The 21,598-nt window shown below is 65.5% G+C and carries 19 protein-coding genes; 12 read left to right on the top strand and 7 right to left on the bottom strand.

The genetic code is table 11. The features are described from left to right. Positions 1–71: 71 nt before the first annotated feature. Positions 72–1,703 (bottom strand): ABC-F family ATP-binding cassette domain-containing protein, encoded by a 1,632-nt coding sequence (locus JGU72_RS12050; RefSeq protein WP_199684137.1) that lies wholly within the window; start codon positions 1,701–1,703, stop codon positions 72–74. A gap of 130 nt (positions 1,704–1,833) precedes the next feature. On the opposite strand from JGU72_RS12050, the gene JGU72_RS12045 reads away from it, so the two are divergent. The 4 genes from JGU72_RS12045 (at position 1,834) to JGU72_RS12030 (ending at position 6,739) form a co-directional block, all read left to right on the top strand. Further along, positions 1,834–2,601, top strand: coding sequence for an SDR family oxidoreductase (locus JGU72_RS12045; RefSeq protein ID WP_199684136.1), 768 nt, complete (start codon positions 1,834–1,836; stop codon positions 2,599–2,601). After that, on the top strand, positions 2,598–3,746 hold the full coding sequence (locus tag JGU72_RS12040) for a lycopene cyclase family protein (RefSeq protein WP_307828402.1): 1,149 nt from the start codon (positions 2,598–2,600) through the stop codon (positions 3,744–3,746). The genes JGU72_RS12045 and JGU72_RS12040 overlap by 4 nt, the downstream gene beginning before the upstream one ends. Further along, positions 3,746–4,624 carry a non-homologous end joining protein Ku gene (gene ku / locus JGU72_RS12035; protein WP_199684134.1) on the top strand — a complete coding sequence of 293 codons (879 nt, stop codon included), beginning with the start codon at positions 3,746–3,748 and terminating at the stop codon, positions 4,622–4,624. The genes JGU72_RS12040 and ku overlap by 1 nt, the downstream gene beginning before the upstream one ends. A 117-nt stretch (positions 4,625–4,741) precedes the next feature. Beyond that, entirely contained in the window at positions 4,742–6,739 is a 1,998-nt protein-coding gene (locus tag JGU72_RS12030; RefSeq protein ID WP_199684133.1) for a wax ester/triacylglycerol synthase family O-acyltransferase, read from the top strand. Here JGU72_RS12030 and JGU72_RS12025 read toward each other — a convergent pair. From JGU72_RS12025 to JGU72_RS12005, 5 genes are read right to left on the bottom strand one after another with little or no spacing between them, the layout of a single operon-like run. Next, entirely contained in the window at positions 6,711–6,950 is a 240-nt protein-coding gene (locus tag JGU72_RS12025; RefSeq protein WP_307828401.1) for an anti-sigma factor family protein, read from the bottom strand. The genes JGU72_RS12030 and JGU72_RS12025 overlap by 29 nt on opposite strands. Next, positions 6,947–7,633, bottom strand: a complete 687-nt coding sequence (locus tag JGU72_RS12020; protein WP_199684132.1) for an RNA polymerase sigma factor — start codon at positions 7,631–7,633, stop codon at positions 6,947–6,949. The genes JGU72_RS12025 and JGU72_RS12020 overlap by 4 nt, the downstream gene beginning before the upstream one ends. Positions 7,634–7,666: 33 nt before the next feature. Further along, entirely contained in the window at positions 7,667–7,864 is a 198-nt protein-coding gene (locus JGU72_RS31035) for an anti-sigma factor family protein (RefSeq protein ID WP_199684131.1), read from the bottom strand. A gap of 11 nt (positions 7,865–7,875) precedes the next feature. Then, positions 7,876–8,607, bottom strand: coding sequence for a flavodoxin family protein (locus tag JGU72_RS12010; RefSeq protein WP_199684130.1), 732 nt, complete (start codon positions 8,605–8,607; stop codon positions 7,876–7,878). A 31-nt stretch (positions 8,608–8,638) separates the two neighbouring features. Next, entirely contained in the window at positions 8,639–9,259 is a 621-nt protein-coding gene (locus tag JGU72_RS12005; protein ID WP_199684129.1) for a hypothetical protein, read from the bottom strand. A gap of 399 nt (positions 9,260–9,658) precedes the next feature. On the opposite strand from JGU72_RS12005, the gene JGU72_RS12000 reads away from it, so the two are divergent. Genes JGU72_RS12000 through JGU72_RS11965 form a run of 8 tightly spaced genes read left to right on the top strand, consistent with a single transcriptional unit; the run spans position 9,659 to position 20,428 of the window. Beyond that, positions 9,659–12,367, top strand: coding sequence for a phosphoenolpyruvate synthase (locus JGU72_RS12000; protein ID WP_199684128.1), 2,709 nt, complete (start codon positions 9,659–9,661; stop codon positions 12,365–12,367). Then, a complete protein-coding gene (locus JGU72_RS11995) occupies positions 12,364–15,684 on the top strand; it encodes an AMP-binding protein (RefSeq protein ID WP_199684127.1) in 3,321 nt (1,106 codons plus the stop codon). The genes JGU72_RS12000 and JGU72_RS11995 overlap by 4 nt, the downstream gene beginning before the upstream one ends. Next, positions 15,681–15,917, top strand: coding sequence for an acyl carrier protein (locus JGU72_RS11990; RefSeq protein WP_199684126.1), 237 nt, complete (start codon positions 15,681–15,683; stop codon positions 15,915–15,917). Before JGU72_RS11995 ends, JGU72_RS11990 begins: the two co-directional genes overlap by 4 nt. Continuing rightward, a complete protein-coding gene (locus JGU72_RS11985; RefSeq protein ID WP_199684125.1) occupies positions 15,914–16,996 on the top strand; it encodes an SDR family oxidoreductase in 1,083 nt (360 codons plus the stop codon). The genes JGU72_RS11990 and JGU72_RS11985 overlap by 4 nt, the downstream gene beginning before the upstream one ends. Positions 16,997–16,998: 2 nt before the next feature. Next, the gene (locus JGU72_RS11980; protein ID WP_199684124.1) at positions 16,999–17,916 is read left to right on the top strand and encodes a nucleoside-diphosphate kinase; all 918 of its coding nucleotides are present in this window, start codon (positions 16,999–17,001) and stop codon (positions 17,914–17,916) included. After that, positions 17,909–18,910, top strand: a complete 1,002-nt coding sequence (locus tag JGU72_RS11975; RefSeq protein WP_199684123.1) for a ScbA/BarX family gamma-butyrolactone biosynthesis protein — start codon at positions 17,909–17,911, stop codon at positions 18,908–18,910. The genes JGU72_RS11980 and JGU72_RS11975 overlap by 8 nt, the downstream gene beginning before the upstream one ends. After that, on the top strand, positions 18,907–19,527 hold the full coding sequence (locus tag JGU72_RS11970; RefSeq protein WP_307828399.1) for a nitroreductase family protein: 621 nt from the start codon (positions 18,907–18,909) through the stop codon (positions 19,525–19,527). Before JGU72_RS11975 ends, JGU72_RS11970 begins: the two co-directional genes overlap by 4 nt. Continuing rightward, on the top strand, positions 19,514–20,428 hold the full coding sequence (locus JGU72_RS11965) for a UbiA prenyltransferase family protein (RefSeq protein ID WP_199684122.1): 915 nt from the start codon (positions 19,514–19,516) through the stop codon (positions 20,426–20,428). The genes JGU72_RS11970 and JGU72_RS11965 overlap by 14 nt, the downstream gene beginning before the upstream one ends. On the opposite strand, the gene JGU72_RS11960 is transcribed toward JGU72_RS11965, so the two are convergent. Beyond that, a complete protein-coding gene (locus JGU72_RS11960) occupies positions 20,360–21,592 on the bottom strand; it encodes a glycosyltransferase 87 family protein (RefSeq protein ID WP_199684121.1) in 1,233 nt (410 codons plus the stop codon). The genes JGU72_RS11965 and JGU72_RS11960 overlap by 69 nt on opposite strands. Positions 21,593–21,598 lie beyond the last annotated feature (6 nt).

Here is a 21,598-nt window from a genome sequence, read left to right as displayed (position 1 = left end):
GTGTCCTCCAGTCGTCCGACCAGCTGATTCAAGGCTAGACACTCGCCCCTAGCTGATCAACACTTCAGACCCTAAGCGAGCTGAATCAATTCGAGATAGTCGCCCGACCAGTGGTCTTCGGTGCCGTCCGGCAGCAGAATCACACGTTCGGGGGACAGTGCCTCGGCGGCGCCGGGGTCGTGGGTCACCAGGACAACTGCGCCGGCGTAGCTGCGAAGCGCGTCGAGCACCTGCTCGCGCGAAATCGGATCGAGGTTGTTGGTCGGTTCGTCGAGCAGCAACACGTTGGCCGCCGACGACACCAGACCTGCCAGCGCGAGCCGGGTCTTCTCGCCACCCGACAGCGTTCCAGCGGGTTGCTCGAGCTGCGGACCGGTGAACATGAACGCACCCAGTAGTGAACGCAGGTCCTGCTCCCCAGCGTCCGGCGCGGCATGCCGGATGTTTTCCCAGACGCTGGCGTGGTCGTCGAGCGTGTCGTGCTCCTGGGCGAAGTACCCGATCTTCAGGCCGTGCCCGGGCACCAGATTGCCCGCGTCAGGAGTCTCGACACCCGCGAGGATGCGCAGCAGTGTCGTCTTTCCGGCGCCGTTCAGCCCGAGGACGACGACGCGGCTGCCACGGTCGATGGCGAGGTCGACGCCGGTGAAAATCTCGAGTGAACCGTAGACTTTCGTCAGGTTCTCCGCCATCAGTGGAGTTTTTCCGCACGATGCCGGCTCCGGGAAACGAATATGCGCAACCTTGTCCGACACGCGGACCTCGTCGAGGGCAGCGATCAGTTTGTCGGCACGCTTGGCCATGTTCTGCGCGGCAACAGCTTTCGTCGCCTTGGCGCCGAGCTTGGCCGCCTGCATGCGCAGCGCGGACGCCTTCTTCTCGGCGTTTGCGCGTTCCCGGCGGCGGCGCTGTTCGTCTGTCGCACGGGCGTCGAGGTACTTCTTCCACGTCATGTTGTAGACGTCGGCCTCGCCGCGGACCGCGTCGAGGAACCACACGCGGTTGACGACGTCGGCGAGCAGCTCGACGTCGTGGCTGATCACGATCAGGCCGCCATCGTGGCTCTGCAGGAAGCTCCGCAGCCAGGTGATGGAGTCGGCGTCGAGGTGGTTGGTGGGCTCGTCGAGAAGCAGCACCGTGTCGGAACGGCCGCCGCTGCCGTCGGAGGCCGCAAAGAGGATTCTGGCGAGTTCGATGCGCCGCCGCTGACCACCGGACAGCGTCCGCAGCGATTGCGCGAGCACTCGATCGGGCAAACCGAGGCTGTTGCAGATCCGTGCCGCCTCGCTTTCGGCGACGTATCCGCCCAGCGACGAGAACCGGTCCTCGAGCTGCCCGTACTTGCGAACTGCCTTGTCACGCTCGGCTTCGTCGACGACCTCGGCCATCAGGAGCTGCTGTTTCTCGAGGTCACGGATCAACGAGTCGAGGCCGCGGGCCGACAACACGCGGTCCTTTGCGAGGACGTCGAGGTCGCCCTCCTTGGGATCCTGCGGCAGGTAGCCGACGTCGCCGGACCTGATCACCTCACCGGCGTACGGCTCACCTTCACCGGCAAGAATGCGCAGCGTCGTCGTCTTACCGGCACCGTTGCGCCCGACGAGGCCGATGCGGTCACCTGCCTGCACGCGCAACGCTGGGCCCGGGGCTTGCAGGAGGGTGCGTACACCGGCCCGAACTTCGAGGTCGGTCGCGGTAATCACACTGGTCTCCCGGAAGCATCATCGGTCTCATCGAATAGTGCCCCGCTCGAGGCACAAGAACTACCCATTTTACCGTGCCGTGGAAGCCTCCCCCGCCAGCTGCGCAGTGACTCCGCTAACGTTCGACGGCATGACCGAAAAGGACCTTCAGGGAAAGAGCGCGCTGGTCACGGGCGCAAGCCGCGGTATCGGCAAGGCGATCGCCGCCGAGTTTCTCGCGCGCGGTGCAAATGTGCTGATCACGGCACGTAAGCCGGAGCCACTCGCGGACGCGGCAGCGGACCTGAAAGCGCTCGGTCACGTCGGCAAAGTACTGACGCTCGCGGGCAACTCCGGCGATGCGGCGGCTCGGTCCGAGGCGGCCGAACTCGCCGTGAGCGAACTCGGCTCGCTCGACATCTTGATCAACAACACCGGTATCAACCCTGTCTACGGCTTCCTCATGGACGCCGACCTCGACGGCGTGCGCAAGATTTTCGATGTCAACGTCGTCGCTGCACTGGGTTACCTGCAGGAGGCCTACCGCGTCTGGATGAAGGAGCACGGCGGTGCCGTCGTCAACCTCGCGAGCGTTGCCGGCTTGCGTTCGTCGGGCGTCATCGGCGCCTACGGTGCGTCCAAGGCGGCGCTGATCAGGCTGACCGAAGAACTCGCCTGGCAGCTCGGGCCGAACATCCGCGTGAACGCTGTCGCGCCGGCGGTCGTCAAGACCAAGTTCGCCACCGCGTTGTACGCCGAAGGTGAAGAGAAAGCGGCGGCGCCGTATCCGATGAAGCGGCTCGGCACACCGGAGGACGTTGCTTCGCTCGTCGGTTTTCTCGTCTCCGACGCGGCCGCGTGGATCACCGGCGAGACCGTGCGCGTCGACGGTGGCTTGCTCGCGACCGGCGGCTTGTGACGGACGTTCTCGTCCTCGGTCTGGGACCTGCGGGACGCGCACTGGCGCACCGGTGCGCAATCGCGGGACTCGAGGTGCGCGCGATCGACCCGCACCCGAACAGGCGCTGGACGCCGACCTACGCGGCGTGGGCCGACGAGCTGCCCGAGTGGTTGCCGGACGCCGCGATTGCGACGACGGTACGGCCGCACGCCTTCACGACGCGACGCCACTCGATTGCCCGGGACTACTGCGTCCTGAGCACACCGAAACTCCAGGCGGCCCTGAGCCTGAACGCGGTGGCGACAGTCGAAGGCACCGTTGCCGAGGCGGCCCGCACTCAGGTGACCCTGGCCGACGGAACCGTCTTCAGCGCCGACTGCGTCATCGATGCGCGCGGCATCGGCCGGTCACCGGGCGCCGCCGAGCAGACCGCGTTCGGCGTAGTCGTCCCAGCCGAAACGGCCGCGCCCGCCCTGCAAGGCGCACCGGCGTGGTTCATGGACTGGCGCGGTGATCACGGTGCGAGTCCGGCCGCAACGCCGTCGTTTCTGTACGCAGTTCCACTGAACGAGAACGAGGTTCTGCTCGAAGAGACCTGCCTCGTCGGCAATCCCGCGCTCACCCTGCGCGAACTGGAAACCCGACTCGACGCGCGCCTCGCCGCCCGCGGCATCACACGGCCGTCGGCGGCACGTATCGAGCGCGTCCACTTCCCGGTCGCCGGCCCGCCGCAAAAGCGCACCGCTCCAACAGCATTCGGATCGCGTGGTCGCCTCATGCATCCTGGCACCGGTTACAGCGTTGCCGCGTCGCTTGCGGCGGCCGACGACGTTGCCGAGGCTTTGCAGAGCGGACGCAATCCGCGAAGGGTGTTGTGGCCCACGAAGGCTCATGCCGTGCAGGGTCTGCGCGCCGCCGGCCTGCGGACCTTGCTCGGCTTGCGACCCGATCAGGTGGCGCCGTTCTTCGCAACGTATTTCGATCTGCCGATCGACCTGCAGCGCGCCTACCTCTCGCGGCGAACAGACCTCCTCGGCTCGACGAAGACGATGCTGAGGTTGTTCGCGTCGTTTCCGCCCGACCTGCGCCGGGTCGCGGTGACACGCTCCGTGTTGCCCGCCAATCACTCGCCAATCCGGAGTTATTCCACCAAGATGGAGTGATGAGGTCGATCTGGAAGGGCTCCATCGCGTTCGGGCTGGTCAATGTCCCGGTGAAGGTCTACACCGCGACCGAGGACCACGACATCCGGTTTCACCAGGTGCACGCGAAGGATGGCGGGCGGATCAAATACGACCGTGTGTGCCAGGTGTGCGGCAAGTCGGTGCAATACGCCGATATCGACAAGGCGTACGAATCACCCGATGGCGATCGCGTCATCGTGACCGATACGGATTTCTCGAAACTCCCCGCCGCCGAGAAACACGAAATTCCGGTTCTCCAGTTCATTCCGTCCGAGCAGCTCGACCCGATTCTGCTGGACAAGAGCTACTACCTCGAGCCCGATTCCGCGACACCGAAGGCGTATGTGCTGCTTGCGACGACGCTCGAGAAGATCGAGCAGACAGCGCTCGTGCACTTCACGCTCCGCCAGAAGACTCGTCTTGCGGCGCTGCGTGTTCGCGACGGCGTGCTCGTGTTGCAGACGCTCCTGTGGCCCGACGAGGTGCGGGCAGCGGAGTTCTCGTCGCTCGAGGGCGTTGCCGAACCGCGCCCCCAGGAATTGAAGATGGCGGAAACCCTGGTCGACAGCATGTCCGGCGACTTCGATCCGTCGGAGTACACGGACGACTATCAATTCGAACTCAGGAAGCTGCTCGAAGAGACCATCGCGAACGGCGGCAAGAAGGTCATTCCTGCCGAGGAAAAGCCTGACGAAGAAGAAGACGCAGAGGTCGTCGACCTCGTTGCCGCATTGCAGCGCAGCGTCGACGCCGCAGCGGGCAAGAAACCGGCGGCAAAGTCCGCTCCCGCAAAGAAGGCGCCGGCGAAGAAGGCGCCCGCCAAGAAAGCGGCTTCGAGCGCACGGAAGGGCGCGTAAGGCTCGCGAGAAGTTTCAGGAACGATAACTCTGGCGCAACCGCGCGCTGACACGGTGGAAACACCGAGCGTGAAGTCTGGGTGAATGGAATGGGACGAGCTTTCTGAAACTGGCCGAATGTGGCGGGTACGGGTTCAGCTGCTCGATCGGCCTGGATCCCTGGCCGCGCTGACCGACCGGCTGTCGACTCACGGTTGCAACCTTCTCGGGGTCTCGGTGCTGCCGATCGGCCGTGATCCAGGTGCGGCTGCACCGCGGGTCATCGACGAGTTCGTGTTGCGCGCGCCCACCGACGTGACCGCCGACGAACTCGCCGCCCTCATCGAGGTCGACGGACTGCGCTGCCTCGGCATCTCTCCCGCGTCTGCGGGTGACCTCGTCGACGCCGAAACCGCTGTCCTGCGTGCGGCATCCGCTGCCGTTTCGGGCCGGGTGTCGATGTCGGAGGCGTTGCGCCGTGTCCTCGGCGCTGATTCCGTGACACCGAGCAGGCGCGCAGCCAACCTTGGGCGCCCGGGTGCGCCGCACCTCGAAAGCGCAGGCCATAGGGCGTATTTCGGCCTGCCGACGATGGAAACCCTGGTGGCCGAACGAGTCTGGGCGCCGTTCACGGAAGGCGAATTGGCCCGTGCGACAGCGTTGCTCGATCTGCTCGATGCGCGACCGTCCGCGCCGATACCCGAACTACCCACCGCGCCGCCGCCTGCCGTCGAATACCGATCGGCCCGTCAGCTGACCGCACTCGACGCGGTGTTCCTCAACGTCGAGACGCCGACGTCGCTGCTGCACGTCGGCAATCTCCTCGTGCTGGACCCGTCGAGCCTGCCCGGGCGCCGTTTGGCCGGCGCAGACCTGCGGGCGCTTTTCGCAACTCGGATGCACCTGATCGCGCCGTTGCGCTGGCGACTGCGGGAAGTGCCGCTGGGTCTGGACCTCCCGTACTGGGAGGACACGAACTACGTGGACCTGAACTATCACGTCCGCGAGATCGCCGTTGCCGCACCGGGAACCGACGTTCAGCTCAGTGCTCTCGTAGCAAAACTCGCGGCACAACCGCTCGACCGCCGTTTCCCGCTGTGGGAGGTCTACCTCATCAGCGGGCTCAGCGACGGTCGCCAGGCGCTGTACGCGAAGATCCATCACTCTGTGGTCGACGGCGTGTCCGGTGCCGAGGTTCTGTCGATGATTCTCGACCTCACCGCAGAACCGATGAGTGTGCCCGCGCCGCCCGTGCAGACGGTCCACAGGACCCCTCCGCCCGCGCTGTCCATGCTCGCGAAGGGCGTGTTCCGATCCTTGATCCGGCCGATGGACGCATTCAAGATCGCGCCTGCACTCGTGCGCGGAGTCGGCGGGCTGATCGGCGCGGCTCCGCGCACGCCGTTCAACGGACCGGTCAGCGCCGGCCGCACCTACGCCTTCACTTCGCTCCCCCTGAGCGACGTCAAGGAGGTGAAGAACGCGCTCGGCGGGACCGTCAACGACGTCGTAATGGCAATGTGCACAACCGCTTTGCGACGCTGGCTGCTTGCGCACCGGGCGCTACCGGACGGCCCGCTTGCTGCGGTTGTCCCGGTGTCGATCCGGCCTCCCGAGGAGATGGGCAAGGCCGGAAACCAGATCTCGTTCATGCAGGTCGGCATGCCGACCAACGAGCCCGATCCGCTGCGCCGCTTCGGGCAGCTCCGCTATCAGGTGATGCAGGCCAAGGCGCAGTACGCGCAGACGCCGCAGGATCTGTTCCAGAGTGCGGCCACGATCGCGCCGCAGGTTTTCAACGGCGTCGTGACGCGGATGGCGGCGCGGGTAGCGATCCGCGCGACGGTTCCGACGAACCTGGTCATCTCGAACGTGCCGGGTCCGCAGATCCCGCTGTATGCCGCCGGTGCGCGTGTCACCGGCTGCTTCCCGGTCTCCCTGGTTTCCGACGTGTCGGGCGGCATCAACGTCACCGTGATGTCGTACGCCGGGAGCCTGGACTTCGGGATCATCGCGTGTCCGTCGATGGTGCCCGACGTCGGTTCGTTCTCCCGCTACCTGTGGGAGGCACTCGAAGAACTCACCGATCTGTGCCGGACCGACGCGCCTACTTCCAATCGCGAAATGCGGCCATGAGCCGATCCCGGAAGTCCGGATCGAGCTGATCGTCGATGACCGACCCGGACAGGCGCACAGTCGTTTTGATCTGTGCGACGTATTCCGCACAGCCAGGACAGATTTCGAGGTGCGCTGCGATTCGGTCTCGTAGGTTCTCGTCTACCGCATCGTCGAGATATGCGGTGACGAGCTCGACGAGCTCCTGGCAGTCGATGGGGTCTGGTGTCACGTTTGTACCGCCAAATAGTCTGCGAGGCATTCGCGAATGCGCGCCCGGCCACGGTGCAGAAGCACCCGCTGGTTTGCGGGCGTCAGCGAAAGCAGCGTACATACTTCGGCTGCGTCCAAACCCAGGACGTCGCGCAGAGCAACGACGGCGCGCTGCCGCTCGGGTAGCTGATCGAGTTCACGCTTGGTGACCGAGAGCATCTCGGATTCGAGGACCGAACCTTCGGGCGTCTCCGGCCACGCCTCGGGCGGAGTGGCCCAGTGCCCCGGCCACTCCGGATCTGTTGCGGGCCGGAAGCGAGCGGGGTCGACCGTCGCTCCGCCCGGATAGGCGCTACGGTCGGCGATCGCCTGATTGTGGTCGCGGACGCCCCGCGTCTTGGCGATGTTCACCAGAACCGTGAACAGCCAGGTGCGCAACGCCGACCGCCCCTCGAATCGTGCAATCCCCTTGATCAGCGCAATCCAGGTTTCCTGCACGACCTCTTCGGCCGCCTCATGGCTCGCGACGTAATTACGTGCAACGCGCAGCATCATCGGCGTGTGTGCTTCGACCAGTTCGACGTAGGCCCGTTCGTCACCCCGTTGCAGTTGCTCGACCAACCGTCTCTCACGGTCGTCAGTCGCTACATTCACAACCCGCTCCGATCGCTGAACCCCTTCCGCGGGTAACGCTACCGCCATCGCGACCGACCACCAGGAAATGTCACTGGCACGTCATTGTTGGCGATCGTCATGGCCGGCTCGCCGCAGAAGCGCAATCGTGGCGCTGATCTCGCCGAGGTATTCCGTGCAGTGCACGCACTCGAGTAGGTGCTGCTCGAATGCCCTTCGCACGGCAGGCGGCAACTCGTCGTCGAGATAGTCGGTGACCATCTCGACGACCTGCCTGCACCTGATCTCATCGTCGCGCACCGCACTCGCCGCTACCTGTACTCCGGGTTCTGGAAGTCGTAGCGGCAGCCGGCATCCCAACCTGCGCGCTGGTTGCCGTAGGCGGGAACACCGCCTGCGTTCTTCAGCAGCCGCGCAAGGTGGATGAGGTTCCAGGTCATGAAGGTGGTGTTGCGGTTGGTGAAATCGTTCTCCGGACCACCCGAACCGGGATCGAGATAGGACGGGCCGGGGCCGGCCTCACCGATCCAGCCGGCATCGGCCTGCGGCGGAATCGTGTACCCGATGTGCTGCAACGTGTACAGAACGTTCTGCGCGCAATGCTTCACGCCGTCTTCGTTGCCGGTGATCAGACACCCGCCGACCCGCCCGTAGTACAGATACTGGCCGGCATCGTTGAGCAGGTGCGAACCGCCGTAGAGGCGCTCGTGCACCTGCTTCATGATCGAACTGTTGTCCCCGAGCCAGATCGGGCCCGCGAGAACCAGAATGTTGGACGCCAGCACCTTGTCGAAGATTTCCGGCCAGTCGTCCGTCGAGGCGCCGTGCTCGCGCATGTCCGGCCATACTCCGGTCGCGATGTCGTGATCGACGGCGCGCACCGTTTCGACGGCGATTCCGTGGGCCTCCATGATCCGCGTGCTGATGTCGACCAGCCCTTGGGTGTGGCTCGGTTCGGGCGAACGTTTCAGAGTGCAGTTGATGAATAACGCTCGAAGGTCGCTGTAGTCGGCGGGGGGCGGGTTGTCGGTTGATTCGGTCATGCACGAACAGTGTGCGGAGCTCACCCAGTCGTTACACCCGATTCACCGCGGCTTTGCCCTCCTCGAAGAATTCCGCGATCGACTCGACGGTCGGCAGGTCGTCGACACTGCGTGCCGCACCGAAGGAGGCGTTCCAGAACGGGCCGGTCTGCGTCGTCCACGGCCCGACGTAGGCGTACGGCGCCGGATGACCGGTGTCGCCCGGCGAGATGCCGTAGTTGACGTCGTCGAACGCAATGCCGAGATCGAAGTGTTCGGGCCACAGGATGGGCTCCTGTTCCGGCGCGAAGGCGCGTAACGCCTTGTCCCCCATCGCAAACCAGCCGAGCACAAGAGCCGCAGCGGCAGGGTCCACCGAGAGCGGGTCATCGAGCGAAACGCCCGACGTGTCCTTGTAGAGGTTCTCCGCCACGCCCGGTTCGACACCGGCGAGCGCAGCGAGTTCGCGACAGGTCCCGGTCAGCGGCGTGCGGCCGTCGGCCCAGACGAGGTCGGCGCCCTCGACTCGGATCGGCAGCACTGTGCCGCCGATCCCCGCCGGCGTGACGGCGAGCCGAATTGTCTTGTGCTGCCGATACTGCGGACCCGCGATCAGCAGTTCAGCGATCGCGTGCAGTGAACGCCGAGTGGCTGCCAAAGTGTCGTCGGTCATGAGAATCCTCGTTCCAATCTCGGTGTGACGCTCCGGAGTGCGCCCTGCACTACGCCGCATGTAACGCGCGCTACGTACAGCGTGTCGTATCAAGGATTGAGCGTTACATGAGCACATGGCGCCGCGGGGCGGAATTGCCCGCGCAGGGACGGGCTCAGACGCAATCGTGCCGGGCGCCCTTATCGGGATCAGCCATCGCACGGGCGCGACACGCGTCTCGGGTCCTGTCGAAGCGGAGGTCCGTCAGTAGACTCGGAGCCCTTGCACGAAGTCGGGTCGGGCCGCTTCATGTTGCCCGGAGTGTTGCGAATTCTGCGCCTGGATCGATAAGACAGGTTAGAGAACGAATTCGGGGACGCGTACGTTCAGCGCGTCGAGCTGCAACGGGGAGGGCATGATTTGCAGGTCTTGGGAGTCGAGACGGCACTGACCGACGTCACCGAACTCGGCGGTGGGAAGGCTCGCGGCCTGCACATCTTGAGCTCCGGTGGATTCGACGTGCCACGCTGGGGCGCGATCGGAGTAGACGCGTTCGCCGAGTTCGCGCACCATAATCAGTTGGCCGCGACGCTCGCCCGGCTGGCCGGGACGCGGCAACTCACCGATGCGCTGCCACTGGCAGCGCAGGTCCGCACGAGCATCGAGTCCGGCGAGATTCCGCCTGCGGTCACACGCGTGATCACCGACGCCTACCGCGTCGCAGGGAACGCAACCGTCGCCGTTCGTTCGTCAGGGCTCGCCGAGGATGGCGAAACCCTCTCGTATGCAGGACAATTCGACAGCTTCCTGAACGTCAACGCGCTGCAGGCCGTCGGTACAGCCGTGCGCCGGTGCTGGGCGTCTGCATACTCCGACCGATCGGTGCGGTACCTCCTCGAGCACGGCGCAGCTATTTCGGGTGCCGGCATCGCGGTCGTGATTCAGCAGTTGGCGGAAGCGAAGTTCAGTGGGGTCATGTTCACTGCCAACCCCATCACCGGTGCACGCAACGAGATCGCGATCAGTTCGGTGTACGGGATCGGCGAAGGCCTGGTCTCCGGCGCCGTCGACGCCGACTTCGTGTTACTGGACAAAGCGTCCGGCCGAATCCTCGAGCACAACGTGGGTGACAAGTCGGAGCAATACGTGCCGACGGGTGCCGCCGGGACAGCGCCGACCCCGGTCGCCGACCACCTGCGCAACGCGCCGACACTGACCGATGCGCAGTTGACCGATCTCGCGGCATCGGGCAGGGCGATCGAAGCACACTACGGTGGGCCGCAGGACATCGAATGGGTCGGTGACGATACGAAGATCTGGTTCGTGCAGTCACGTCCGATCACCGCACTTGCGCAACCCCCCGCGCCCGGTGCCGTCGTTGCCGGAGCCACAGAGACGGTTTCCGACGACGAGATACGAATCTGGGACAACTCCAACATCATCGAGAGCTTCAGCGGCATAAGCTCACCGCTGACCGCAACGACGGCAGCCGACGTATACGGCCGTGTCTACGAGAGCTACGCCCGCTCGTTGCGCGTGCCGGAGGCGCAACGACGGCAGGTCGGCGAGTGGACACCGGCGCTGCTCGGATACTTCCACGGGCGCGTCTACTACAACCTTTTGCACTGGTATCGCATGGTCGGCATCGCGCCGGGTTATCCACTCAACCGCCGTGTGCTCGAGGTCGCCCTCGGCGTCGACGAGAACCTGCCCAACGACGTCGCAAAGACTCTGCGGCCGTTCCGGTTTCGCTCACCGTTGCACAGGGCTCTCTCCCGCACCGTCACTACCGCGACCTACGTCAAAAGGTTCGCCGAGATCGACCGGATGACCGACGCGTTCATGGCCGATTTCTACCGCGCCTACGACACGTACGAGGCGGTCGACTACACCGGCATGGCGGGTTCGGAGGTCTACGACCGGTATCGCCGAATGGAGCGCGAACTCGTCGACCGATGGGGACCGATGATGGTGCTCGATGCCATCCTGCTGACGTCGTCCGGCCTGCTTTTCGCGCTCACCAAGCTGCTGCTGCCCGATGCACCCGAGTGGTTCACCTACGCGGTCGTGAGTCCCGGCGCCGACGTCGAATCCGCAGAACCCGCACGCGCCATGCAGGACATGGCCAAATACGTCCGCACCGACGCGACGCTTGCGGAGTTCGTCAACACGACCCCGCCGGATCAGGCCTACGCTGCGCTGCAGCAGTCGCCGTGGCCCGAATTCGCCCGCATGGTCGACGCCTACATCTCGAAGTACGGCTACCGCAGCCTCGACGAACTCAAGCTCGAGACGCCGGACCTCCGGGAAGACCCCGCCAGCCTGTTCATCATGTTGCGCAGCGCACTGCCCGACGCACCGCTGAGCAAGCGTCCCGAAGCCGACGACTACCTCGACGCGCACCTTCACGGTGTCCGGCGCCGCGTGTACGAGAAGCTCCGCGGGAAGGTCAGCCGGTCCCTGGGGCACCGGGAACGGTTGCGGTTCTGCCGGACTCGGGCCTTCGGAATGGTCAAGCGAACGATCCGCGCCATGGGACGCGACCTGGCGCGCCGTGGCCTGCTCGACGACTTCACCGACGTCTTCTACCTGCGCCTCGATGAACTGCACGACTGCTACGAGGGCACGCCGGACCCGGTCGAGCTCAAAGAGCTTGTCGCAGCACGCAAAGCGGCCCGCACCCGCGATGCCGAACTGGTCGCACCCGCACGGTTCACCACCAGGGGCGCAGACTTCGGGGCCGCAGCTCTCGCCGAGCAGGGCTGGGTCCCTGTCAGTTCGACCCCGTCCGCCGATGCGGGAACCGTACTGCGCGGCACCCCCTCCGCCTCGGGGGTGGTTCGTGGGCGGGCGGTTGTCGTCACCGAACCCGCGGATGTCGCAGGTGGAATTCTGATCGCGTACCGCACCGATCCGGGTTGGGTCGCGGCGCTGCCGTCGGCCTCCGCGCTGGTCATCGAGCGTGGCAGTCCACTGACGCACGTCGCGATCGTCGCGCGTGAACTCGGCGTGCCCACAGTTGTCCAGGTCAAGGACGTCACCAAGCTCGTCCGCACGGGAATGACCATCGAAATCGACGGTGCCGCTGGGACCGTCACCATTCTGTCCGGGGAGGACGACGCCACATGACGATCGATGCGCACGTTGCGCGCCTGCGCAACTGGTTGATCGACCCGACGCCGGGTCACGGGATCCACCTCGCCGACGAAGCAGACGGCTGGCAGTTCTATTCGTACGCCGACCTCGCCGACCGGGCCCGCAGGATCGCGACGTTGCTGCGCGACCACGGATTCGAGTCCGGTGACAACACCTGCGTTGTCATGCCCACGACCGCGAACTGTATCGCGACATTCTTCGGCGCCTTTGCCGCGGGCGGAGAGTTCACACCCATTCCGCCGCCGATGTTCGAGGACCTCACCAAGTACTGCGAGCACCTCAGCGCCATCCTGACCGTTGCCGAACCGCGGATCGTCGTCACGTCTCCCGAGTTCGTCGAGCTCGTCACTCGTTCGATGACCGCGTGCGGCCGTACCGACGCTCCCCTGGTGATCGACCATCCGACTCTGGCCGCGGTAGAACCTATCCCGGATCTTGTCGAGCCCGGAGCAGTCTGCCTGCTGCAGTTCACGTCGGGATCGACCGGTTCACCGCGCGGCGTCCAGATCAGCTGGGGGAACCTGGCCGACAATGCGCTGCGCATCGCGGACATCGTCGGCTGGCGCGACGGCGACGCGACCGCCTCGTGGCTGCCGCTCTATCACGACATGGGCCTGATCGGTGCACTGTTCATGACGGTTACGATGCAGGGCGACCTGTACCTCATGCGGCCCGACCAGTTCGTGCGTGACCCTTTGCGGTGGCTGCGCGCGATGGAGCACGCACAGCATTCGCCCTCCCCCGCCTTCACACTGAAATATGTTGCGCGACGGGTGGATCCCGACCAGCTGAAGGATCTCGACTTCTCCGGTTGGCGATCGCTCGCGCTCGGTTCGGAGCCTGTGCCACCCGGCGACGCGCTGGAGTTCGCAAACCTGCTCGCCCCCAGTGGATTCGATATTTCCGCGCTCACGATCGCGTACGGCCTGGCCGAGAACACGCTGCATGTGACGTCGTCGGCCCGCAACGCACCCATCACTGCCTTGCGTATCGACTTCGATGCTCTGCGCTTCGGGGAACCCGTCGAGGTGCGCGACAGCTGCGAACTCACAGCGGGCCAGACGATCTCGGGATCTGGCTGGACCATCGGCCTCGGTCGCTCGACTGCGACTTCGGCCGTGGCGATCGTCGACGAGAACGGCGGTCCGCTGCCCGATGGAACGCTCGGCGAAGTGGTCGTGACCGGAGAGTCGGTCGCGCTCGGGTACCAGGGCGAATCCGCGACTGCGGGAACGAGGATCGTCGACGGCACGCTACTGTCCGGCGACGCGGGCTTCCTCCATGACGGCGAGCTGTACGTCATCGGCCGGATGGGTACGAGTCTCAAGGTCCGCGGGCGGTCGGTCTTCATGGAAGACATCGAGACCCGAGTTGCCACAGAGATCTCGATCGCGCCGGGAAAGGTTGCCGCAGTGGCCGTTCCGGACGGTCCCGAGCCGGGCGTCGCGCTGTTCGTCGAACGGGACGCCGGCCCATGGGTCGACGCCGCACGCCGCAGCGTCGCCGCTGCCGTCGGATCGATCAACGCGGTTCGCGTGATCACGGGTCCGCGGGGACTCATTCAGCGCACGTCGAGCGGCAAGCCGCGGCGGCGCCACATGTGGCAGTTGCTGCGCGCCGGCAACCTGCAAGGAGCGGTCGATCACGCACCGAGGCCGTCGCTCATTCTGTCCGAGGATTACATCCAGACAATCTTCGGCGAAGCGGCACGCCAGATCAGCATCGCCGCGAACAGCGCTGTGCTACTCGAGGGTTCGATCGCGGAGGGGTTCGGCAACGACGGTTCCGACATCGACTTCCTGATCGTCTCCGCGGGCGCCGATCGATTGCCGACGATGCCGACCGTGCTGTTCGTCGACGGTCGGCGGGTGGAAGTGCGCACCCGTTCGGAGGCTCAGCTGCGAGAACAGATCGCCCGGGTGGGCGCCGGGTCGGCCGACGAGGACACCCTCAACCGGGTGCAGCGTTTCCTGCGCGCACACGTCGTCCGCACGCCGGACGGTTGCCCCGATATCGAGGCTCTGCGCGCATTGCTGCCGTACGACGCTTTCGCAGCGCACATGCAGGAATGGTGGTCGGCACGTGCGGTGCAGGCATTGCGGTACGCCGTTGCACTATCTGCGCTGGGGGCCGGCGACGAAGCCGACGGCTGGGCGAACGATGCCTCGAATCAGGCCATGAAGTCGTGGGTCGCCGGGCGCGGCGAGGCCTACCTCGAATCCAAGTGGCTGCCACAGCAATTGGCTCGTATCGGTGCCGACCCGCTGGTCGAGCGCTTTCGCGCGTCGACGGCACCGACCCTGGACGACGCAATCGAGCTGGCTGCGCTCGCCGGTGTGCCGCGGGTCGACAACGACGCCGACTCGGTTCGCTTGCAACGTGTCCCGGATGTGACGACGTGGCCCATCGGTGACCGGATTCATGTGGTGCGCGACCGCAGGGACGTCTTCGCGCTGTCCGAAAATGCCGGAAAGGCATGGCGGTGCGTCGTGTTCGGCCAGTCGCTCGCCGATGTGATCGACCGCGCCGAGGACGACATCCGGGCCGAACTGGCCGAATTCGTTCGGCTCGGTCTCGTGGGGTTGCGCTGGGAGCGTGGCGAATCGATCGAGCCTGCGCTGGCGATGTGCGATGTCGTGCGCCCGTTCACGCCGCCGCCCGGGCACATCGTTCCGCCGCTGGGCGTCGGTGGTGCCACTCGCACTCCTGGCGTCATCGCCACGCTTTCGCCACTGCCTGCCCACCGGTTCACAGAATGCGCGTTGACGCTGATCTGGTCGAACATCGTCCTCGAGAATGCGCGCGAAGACCTCATCGGCGCCGTCAAGAACTCGCAGTGGCAGGTGGCGGCGATCGCTGCGCACAGGCTGGTTGCGATGTGTACGCGAGTACTGCTCTCGACGTACGGCGTACATCCGCTGCCGGCAGATGTGGCAGCGAAAACAACACTGCAACAGGTTGTTCCAGCGATCGCCGAGCAGCACGCTGACATCGTGACGCTCCTGGACACTGCGCAGGATGCAGCGTTCGACGATGCGCACAGCGCGCAGCAAGCGCTCGCCGCCCTTACCGAGTTCGTCGACGCGGTGCGAAAGGTAGCGAACGGTTCCGACTTCCCGACCTCGTTCACCTCGCGCGAGCAGTGGCGTCGGACGCTCGACATCAGCTACGACTGGTTGCGGGTCGGCGGCTATCTCGACAGCAAACTGCCGCTCGACGAGGCCCGAGACCTGTTGACATCCGGTGGACTTCAGCCGCACGCGCGCCCGGACATCGGGGATCGCGAATGAGCGCTCCCGAGAAAGTGCGCTCCATCGTCTGTGCGATGGCGCCGCTGCAACCGGCCTCCGTCGCAGACGACGAGCGCCTGATCGACGACCTCGGCTTCGACTCGCTGCGCCTGATGGAGCTGACCGTCGTTCTGGAGCGGGCCTTCGACCGGCCGCCGTATCGGCCCGAGGATCTCGCAGGGGTGTTGACGGTCGGCGCCGTCGTCGACCTCGTCGAACGGACTGTCGGATGAGGGCACCCCACGTACTGCTTACCGGCGCAACCGGTTCGGTCGGCGCAGAAGTGCTCGCACGGCTTGTCGCGGCGGGCACGCGAGTGTCCGCGCTAATACACCGCAACGGGCGGTTCCTCGCCAGCGATGGCAGCGTCGTCGAGAGCCCCGAAGCCGATTCGCTGTCCGGCAACGTCCGCCTCGACGGGTTCGGGCTCTCGACGAACGAAAGACTCGAACTCGGCAGGTCTGTGACCTGCATCGTCCATTGCGCTGCGACAACCGATTTCGGTGCTTCCCAGGACGAATACGACGAGCTGAACGTCGGTGGCACCAGACACGCGATCGGGCTGGCCCGCGAGTGGGACGTTCCGCTCGTTCACATCAGCACGGCTTACGTCTGCGGGCTGCGAAACGACGTGATCGGCGAGGACGAACTCGATGCCGGCCAGGAATTCGGAAACGGCTACGAGCAGAGCAAGTTCCGCTGCGAGCAGCTGATTCGCGATGCGAGTTCCCACGGTCTGCGAGCGGCGGTCGTGCGGCCCGCCATCGTCGTCGGTCGCTCCACGGACGGCGCAATCCGTGAATACAAGAACATGTATCCCGTAGTGAAGCTGATCGTCGAAGGCAAGCTGCGCTCGCTGCCCGGCCGGTACGACGCGACGTTGTCCCTCGTACCTGTCGACTACGTGGCAGACGTCATCGCGGCGGTAGTCTTCGATATCAAGAGTGCGGTGGGCGGCACCTACCATGCGGTCGGTGCCGCCGACCTCTCACTCCGGGACGTGTCCGACGTGTTCGCCGAGTACCCGTCGTTCGCCGTCGCCAAATTCGTTCCGGCAGCGTCGTTCTCGATCGACGATCTGGAGCGCAACGAGCGCGAGTACTACCTGCGGATCGGCGCCCGCTACACCAGCTACTTCGGTCGCCGAGTCGGATTCGATGCCACGAACACCGAAAAGCTCCTCGGCAGGCGCGCTCCCGCCACCGGCAAGGATTACCTGCGATTGCTGCTCGACTTCTGCTTGGATTCAGGCTATCTGGGCACGCCGCTGCCCTCGATCGACGACGTGCTGCGCCGTCTGGGGACGGAGTGATAATGCCACCGGCGACATTCGAGACCACCCCCCTCACCACGATGCCCGAGAAGCTTGCGGCGTACTGCCGCGACACCTACTTCCTCGAAACCTCGGAGCAGCTGGAATCCCTCGGCGTCTGCAGCGAATCGTTCGCACGGCGCACCGGACTGTTGTTTCTCAAGCCGGATGCCATCGTCGCGCGAGCTGTTGCCCCTACCCTGACATGGTTGTCCGAGAACGGCTTTCGTGTCGTCAGCGCACGGCGAATCGATGCCGATCGGCATTTTGTGCGCGCCCTCTGGTACTACCAGTGGAACATCGCATCGCCGCAGCGGCGCCAGCTTGCCGACCTCCTCCTGGCAGTCTCCGGGTCTCTGCTGCTCGTTGTCACCGACGCCGCGGAACGGTTGCCGACGACCGTTCGCCTCACCGACCGCAAGGGTCCGACTGCGCCACGGAAACGGCAACCCGGCGAGCTACGGCATGTGCTCGGCGGTGACACATACCTGCTCAACATGGTTCACACGGCTGACGATCCGGCCGACGTGCTCCGCGAACTCGGCATCTATCTGCCCACTCGCGAACGGCGAGCTGTGATCGAGGAGGCGAGCGCCGGCGCCGACCGCAGCCTAGACGCGGCGGCGATCGGCGAGGCGCTCTACACGCAGGTAGAGGCCCGAAGTTTCGACCGCGCCGTGGCGGAGCGCTCGATCCTCGCGTCGGTACCACGAGAAGTACGCGCGGATCCCACAACCGACCGGGACTGGGCCGAGCTGATTCAGGCTGCCTGGCAACATGATTGGCCGCTGGACCCGTGGGACGTACTCGTCGTCGGAGCTGCGGTGCTTCCGATGCGCACACCCGAAGGCACGCAAACGCTCGAAGCAGCGCCTGCCGCGGCCTGGCTCGCTAGAGACGTGGAGGACCCTGATGAGTGAACGAGCAGCGACCGAGCCCACACCGACCGAGCCCACAGTGGCCGAATTACTGCACGGCCGAACCATCTCGCGCGACATCGTCCACCGTGCCTCCATCGCCGAAGTATTCGTGACGTCGCTACACAAACTGCGCGACGACGAGTACGTCACCACTGCGCAACTGCCCCGCTCCCACGCGTACTACTGCGACCACATCGGCGAACTCGGCCGCTCCTACGATCCGATGATGGTGATGGAGGCTGCACGGCAGAGCGGAATGGCCGTCGTGCACAGGTTCTTCGACGTGCCGACCGGGCGAGCGTTCCTGTTGCGAACATTCAACGGGCGCTCGCTCTCACCCGACGCGTGGAAGATCTGCTCCACCCCGGCGGATCTCTCGATCACGGTGGCGGTCAAGCGCATTTTTCACACCGAGGATCTGCCGACCGGGATGGCCGTCCAACTCGACGTCCGCCGGGGTGGCGAGCCGATGATGTCGGTCGACAGCAAATTCTCCTGGATTCCGCGGCCGGTCTGGGATGCATTGCGCCATCAGGCGCGCAGCGCCGTCGGACTTTCCGACATCGTCATGCCATTGCCACCGGGGCAGCGCGCCCGAGCCGCGCTCGTAGGTAGGGAATCGCAGCGCAACGTCGTCATTGCCGAACCGAAGATCGACGGCAACACCGCCACCGCAACTTTGGTCTGCGACGTGGACCACCCCACCATCTTCGATCACCCGGTGGACCACGTTCCGGGTTCGCTGCAGATCGAGGCGTGCAGGCAATTGGGCTGGGCGCTGCTGGCAGCGCGGACTTCGGGCGCAGCGCCGCGGACCGAATGCGTGAAGAGCACGTTCACCGGCTTCCTCGAACTCGACAGGCCGAGCGACGTCACAGCCGAGATCATCGACAGCGGCGTTGGAGATACCCTGGTGGCCTGCACGATTCGGCAGTCTGGTCGGCCCGCCGCTGAGTTCGTCGTCGGCTACACGCTGCCTAACAGCGAGTTGTGAGCGTGCCCGATTCGGCTCTCACAACAACGCGGGCCTATCGCCGTCGCCTGGACCTGACCCGATCGGTGCCGCGGGAGGTCGTCACGGCATGCCTCGACATTGCAGTCCATGCGCCGAGCGGCTCGAACCGGCGGGCCTGGCAGTTCGTCGTCGTCGACGATCCAGAGGTCCGGTCCGAGATCGCCTCCTTCTACCGGCGCGGATTCACCGAGAACCTCGTCGGTAAGACACCTGGACCCGCACAGCGCGCAGACTTCGAATCAGCGCAGTACCTGGCGGATCGGCTGCACCAAGTGCCTGTGCTGGTCATCGCCTGCCAGACCGGTCGGCCGCCGGACTCCGCGCCGAAACTCGCGAGCTTCTACGGCTCGATCTACCCGGCGGTGTGGAGCTTCATGGTCGCGCTCCGCGCCCGCGGCCTCGGCTCGAGCCTCACTACGGCACACCTTGCCTACGAGCGCGAGGTTGCGGCCTTGCTCGGAATTCCGTACGGGGAGGTCACTCAGGTCGCGCTGATTCCCCTCGCGTACCTGAAGGACGATCCGCCGTCGTCGAAGCCGAGATCTGCTGCTCCACTGACACACTGGAACCGCTGGCCTGCCGATGACAAGCACTGAACAGCAATCCTCGATCCGGCGTGTGCTGGGTTTCATCGCGGTTATGTACAAGCCGCATTACGCGGTCTACGGCGTGCTATGGGTACTTGCGCTCGAAGGTACGGCGGCGCTCGTCTCCGGCGAGAACTGGAAGCCGAACTCGCACACAGCTGTTCGCACCATCGTGGTCCTCATGGTGTTGCTGTATCTGCGAATGGTCGACGAGCAGAAGGATCTCGAATACGACCGCGTGAACAACCCCGACCGCCCCCTCGTCACCGGTGCCGTGAGCGCCGCGGAATTGCGGGTGTCGATGGTGCTACTGGCCGCGGCCTGCGTCGGCGCGAGTCTCTGGCTGTCGATCGGGTCCGCGGCGATGATCGCCGCCACGCTCGCGTACGGACTCTTGCTCTGGGCGGCGGAAGCGTCGTCGCGCGTCGTCCGGACACACATCATGGTGAATCTCGTCATCACCTATCCCGTACAGCTCGTTCTGACTGCCTATGTGCTGGTCTCTGCGATCGACACCGGCGAAGTCCGCTCGGGTTGGCGCACGTTCGCGACCGCGCTGATTTTCGCGGGCGCATTTCTTCAGTTCGAGTTCGCCCGCAAGACCTCGAAGAGGCACGAACCCCGCGAGTTGCTGTACTCGAATGCCCTCGGCGCGGCCGGGAGTGGCTTCGCCATAGCACTTTTCGCGACACTCGCGGTTGCCGCCGACCTTGCGCTCGTGCAACCGTGGCGCTTCGACTGGGTGCCGCAGGTTGTCGCCTGGCTGCCGATTCTGCTGGTCCCGGTTCCCTGGGCAGGCTTGTGGCAGTTCCTGCGGACGCCACGCGAGCGCTTTTCGCTGCTACCGGCTGTCGTGTTCGTATTGGTGCTCTACGCCGTGCTGATCCTTGCGGCCCTCGTCCTGACCTGAGAGGCGCGGCAGCCAGAACGGCAACGCTGCCAGCGCAAGTACGGTCACGACCGTGTATCCAGTTGCGGCGACCACCAGTTGCTGTGTCAGGTCGAGCGGTTCGTCCCGCCACGCTTCAGGCACCGCGAGCACGAACGTCGGTACCAGGAACCACGCCACGGCGGCGATCCGAATGAGTCGGGGCAGGAGCACGCCTCGCCAGCGTGCACCGAACAGCCAGACCAGGGCGGGCACGATCCACACCGCGTGATGCGGCCACGAGACCGGCGATGCAAGAAGCGCCGTGAAGGCGACAACAGTGACGCTCAGCAGCACTTCCCGACGACGATAGGCCCAGGTCGCGGCAGCCAACCCGAGAACCGCCACGACGATGCTGAGCGGCAGCCAGGCCGCAAACCCGATGTCGCCGGCGGAGGCTCGCGCGATCAGACCTGGCAAGGATTGATTCTGGACGTCGGACAGGTCGGCGACGCGATTCGTGTCGAGGAAGGCGCCCTCGAGCCAGTACTCGCGTGAATCCGCCGGCAGGAACGCAAAACCTAGCCCGATGGTGACGATGCCCGCAGCGAGCGCTCTGCCCCCGACCGCCGAGCGACCGATGCAGAACAGGAAAACGACGAAAATCGCTGGCCAGAGCTTGATTCCGAGCGCGATGCCGGTCGCGATGCCCTGCAACCGCTGCGGTAGCAGTCGCGAGAAGTCCAGCAGTATCAGCAACATCAGCACGACGTTGAGCTGACCGAGCGTGGTGCTCGCCAACACCGGAGTGAGCAGGCAAGCGACCGCAAGCATCCACAGCCGAAGCGTCGTCCGTCCGCCGTCCACATTCCGCGACAACCACAGCACCCCGGCAAGCGCAGCGCAGTTCACCAGTACCGAAAGCGCATGTGCCACAGACGTTCCGAGCAGAGCGAGTGGCACGAAGACCAGGGCGGCGAAGGGCGGATATGTGAACTGCATGTTGTCGAACGCGGCAGTGTCGATGCTCAGGTCGTAGAGCGAGCGACCCTCGCGCGCAGCAACTCCCGCCGCGTCGTACACCGCGAAGTCGGCCATCCAGATCGGAGTGCCCTGCAGGATCGCGATCAGCCCGGCTGCAAGGACGACAACCGCCCCCGCCGTCGACCACCACGTTCGTCGTTGCGCCTGGGTGCCGGAGTCCACCTCTGC

The organism is Antrihabitans auranticaus, assembly GCF_016481275.1.
Classification (GTDB): domain Bacteria; phylum Actinomycetota; class Actinomycetes; order Mycobacteriales; family Mycobacteriaceae; genus Antrihabitans.
The sequence above is the reverse complement of the archived record's forward strand: the minus strand, read 5'-3'. Positions and strand labels throughout refer to the sequence as shown.